The organism is Nocardioides luteus, from assembly GCF_000960475.2.
Taxonomy (GTDB): Bacteria; Actinomycetota; Actinomycetes; order Propionibacteriales; family Nocardioidaceae; genus Nocardioides; species Nocardioides luteus_A.
Map to the genome: position 1 here is coordinate 1 of NZ_JZDQ02000072.1, position 3,769 is coordinate 3,769.

Here is a 3,769-nt window from a genome sequence, read left to right on the forward strand (position 1 = left end):
AGCCGACCGGTCAGCAGCCGTCCGGTCAGCAGCCGTCCGGTCAGCAGCCGTCCGGTCAGCAGCCGTCCGGTCAGCAGCCGTCCGGTCAGCAGCCCGGCAGCACTCAGCCGTCGCAGCCCAACCAGCCGACTCAGCAGGACAACCTCTCGTTCAAGGTCGGCGCGCCGGGTATCAACGGCCAGGCCGCCGGTAGGGCCCCCGGTGCATCGGTCGAGCCGGGCTCGACCATGACGATCCAGGTCCCGGTCACCAACAACGGCACCGCGCCGATCACCGACGTGAAGGCTCAGGTCCCCGGTGACCAGGGTCTGACCGACATGGCGTGCTCGAACGCCGCGATCCAGCCTGGTGCGACCTCGGTCTGCAAGGTCCGGGTCCCGGCCCAGAGCGGCAACGTCAAGATGTCGATGAACATCATCGCCGCCAGCGCCGACGGCCAGCAGATGACCAAGCTGTGCAGCGTCTACTACAACGCGCAGCAGAAGGCTCCCAAGGTCGCCTTCACCGGCAAGATGCTCTTCAACGGCCAGTCGGTCCAGGCGGCATCGCAGTCGCCGATCAGCACCAACGAGCCGTCGACTCTGACCTTCGAGGTCACGAACAAGGGCAATGCCGCGACGACCTCGCTCAACGGCACCTCGACGATGGGCAACGTCGCCTGCGCCTCGCAGCGGCTCGAGCCCGGTCAGACGACGACCTGCACCGCGACGTTCACGCCGAAGCAGGGCGAGAACGCCATGACCATCAAGGTGACCGGTCGCAACCAGGCCGGCACGGGCAGCAGCGCCTGGTTCAGGTTCTGCTACTCGGCGAACGCGTTCACCGCGAACTCGTCGGCCAACTCCTCGGCCCGCGTCCCGGCGGCCCACTGATCGCCGACTCTGACCAGAGAGGTATCAAGCCATGAACAAGTGGATGAGACGGTCCATCGGGACCGGACTGTTCGTGGGTGGACTCCTTGCCGCAGGCGCGGGCGCAGCTCACGCCGACGACACCGCGAGTCCGCCTCAGACCGACACCCAGGAGACCACCGGCGTCGGTGGCCTGCTGGGCGGCCACAGCTCGTCGCCCTCGGAATCGTCGATGGATGCTCAGACGGCCTCGGAACCGTCTCCTGCCGCCACCGCGAAGGCCGACTCCGAGGCGAACGAGACCGCCCACACCACGACCGAGAAGGCTCCCGTCGACGAGAAGCTGGAGGTGCAGTCGAAGCCCTTGACGAAGGCTGAGGCTGCCCCGAAGGCGAGCTCGATCGACACCAAGAAGCCGCGTGTGATCGTACGCAACGGCAAGGCTGCCGCTGCTGCGTCTCCGTCGACCACCGCAGCGCCCGTGGCTGCCGAGGAGGGCTGCGAATGCAACCTCACCCTCGGCACCCCGCGGGTCGGCGGCCAGGCCGCCGGCGCACCCGGTCACGCCAAGGTCACCGCCGGCACGCCGGTACCGGTGACCATCAAGATCACCAACACGGGCAACGGGCTCATCACCGGTCTGCGCGCTCGGAGCGCGGGCGGTGCGCTGACCTGTGCCCAGGGCACGTTGGCGCCGGGTCGGTCGACGACCTGCACCGGCACCTACACGCCGCGGGCGGGCGACCAGTCGAGCACGATCACGGTCGACGCCGTGACCGCGGACGGCGAGCCGATGAACGCTCGGGTGACGTACCACCTGACCGGAACGGTCGACTCGGGTGCGGGCACGAACCAGCCGGGAACGGGCGCTGACGAGCCCACTCCTGGCACCGGTTCGAGCGCCGCCGACGAGTGCGAGTGCAACCTGACCCTGGGTACGCCACGGGTCGCTGGCCAGGCAGCCGGCTCGTCCGGCAAGGCGAAGGTCGAGGCCGGCAAGCCCGTCCCGGTGACGATCAACGTGACCAACACCGGCAAGACCGTGGTCACCGACCTGCGCGCTCGGGGAGCTTCCGGTTCCCTGACGTGCGCTCGCAGCACCCTCGCGCCGGGGCAGTCGACGACCTGCACCGGCACGTACACCCCGAGGGCGGGTGACCAGTCCAGCACGGTCACGGTCGAGGCCGAGACCGTCGATGGCGAGCCGCTCAGCGGGCGGGTCACCTACTACGTGACCGGCACCGCCGGCTCCGGCACCAGCGACGACCCGGCGGACGACCAGCCGGGGAGCGGTCAGCCCGGCGACGACGGGTCGACCACGCCCACCGACGGCTCCGGCCAGTCGGCGAGCCCGCTCGACGTGATCCTCGAGCCGGTGACCCAGACCCTCGGGTCCCTCGGTGGCCTCACGGGTGGGTCGGGCACCACGCCCGGCCTCCCCGGCTCGACCGTGCCGGCTGACGATCCGACCGAGGGAGAGGGCGGCACTGACGAGTCGCCCGACCCCCAGGACGGGACCGGCAGCACTCCCGGCTCGGATCAGCCGGACGCACCGCAGGTCACCCCGAGCACCGATGGTTCGTTCACCATCGTGTTCAACGGCGTGACCTACCGGGTCTCCTCGGACGGCACCGTCACCCCGGTCGACGGTTCGACCGATGGTGCGGACCTGCCGAAGGTCACCCCGGGCGCGGACGGCTCGTACACGATCGTCTTCAACGGCGTGACGTACCGGGTCTCCTCCGACGGCACCGTCACCCCGGTCGACGGCTCGGCTGGTGGCTCGGCTGGTGGCTCGGCTGATGGCTCGGTCGGCGGTACGGACCTGCCGAAGGTCACTCCGGGCGCCGACGGGTCGTTCACCATCCTGCTCGACGGCGTGACCTACCGGGTCTCCTCGGACGGCACCGTCACCCCGGTCGACGGTTCGACCGATGGTGCGGACCTGCCGAAGGTCACACGAGGTGCCGACGGCTCGTACACGATCGTCTACGACGGCGTCACCTACAAGGTCCAGCCCGACGGATCGGTCACGAGCCCCTCGGGTTCGGATCTGCCGAGTGCACCGCAGGTCACTCCGGGTGCCGACGGCTCGTTCACCATCGTCTACAACGGCGTCACCTACAAGGTCCAGCCCGACGGATCGGTCACGAGCCCGTCTGGCGCGGATCTGCCCAACGCGCCGCAGGTCACCCCGGGGGCCGATGGTTCATTCACCATCGAGCTCGACGGCGCCACCTACAAGGTGTCCTCGGACGGCACCGTGACCCCGGTCAACGGCACCGGTGGGGCTGACCTGCCACAGGTCACCCGAGGGGCGGACGGCTCGTACACGATCGTCTACGCCGGTGTCACCTACAAGGTTCAGCCCGACGGCTCGGTCACGAGCCCGTCCGGTTCGGATCTGCCGAACGCACCCCAGGTCACCCCGGGTGCCGACGGCTCATTCACCATCGTGCTCGACGGGACCACCTATGAGGTGTCCTCGGATGGCACGGTGACCCCGGTCGGCGGGTCGGCTGGCGGTTCTGCCGGCGGTTCGACGGATGACCCGACCGGTGGCCTGACCAAGGACCTGACCGGCGACCTGACCGGCGGCCTCGACGGGCTCACCGGTGGTCTGACCGGCGGCTCGACGAACCCGGACGGCACCGACGAGACCGACGGTTCGGCTGACGGCTCGACCGATGGATCCTCGTCGTCCAGCCCGCTGAGCGCGGTGACGCGTCTGGTCGAGCCGGTCACGGGCGCTCTCGGTTCGACGGATTCGCTGCTCGGTCCGGTCACCTCGTTGGTGGGGCGCACAACCACCTCGCCTACAGAGGACGGTGGTTCGACCGGCGGTTCGACCGATGGTTCGACCGGCGGTTCGACCGATGGTTCGACCGGCGGTTCGACCGATGGTTCGACCGGCGGTT

General features: G+C 69.6%; 2 protein-coding genes. Both read left to right on the plus strand.

Translation table 11 applies throughout. From position 1 onward, the window contains the following. On the plus strand, positions 1-872 hold an 872-nt coding region (locus tag UG56_RS27275; protein ID WP_177191566.1), incomplete at its 5' end, for a hypothetical protein. A 31-nt stretch (positions 873-903) separates the two neighbouring features. Further along, positions 904-3,769, plus strand: a 2,866-nt coding sequence (locus UG56_RS27280) for a DUF1573 domain-containing protein (RefSeq protein ID WP_143055228.1), incomplete at its 3' end; no start/stop codon positions are given.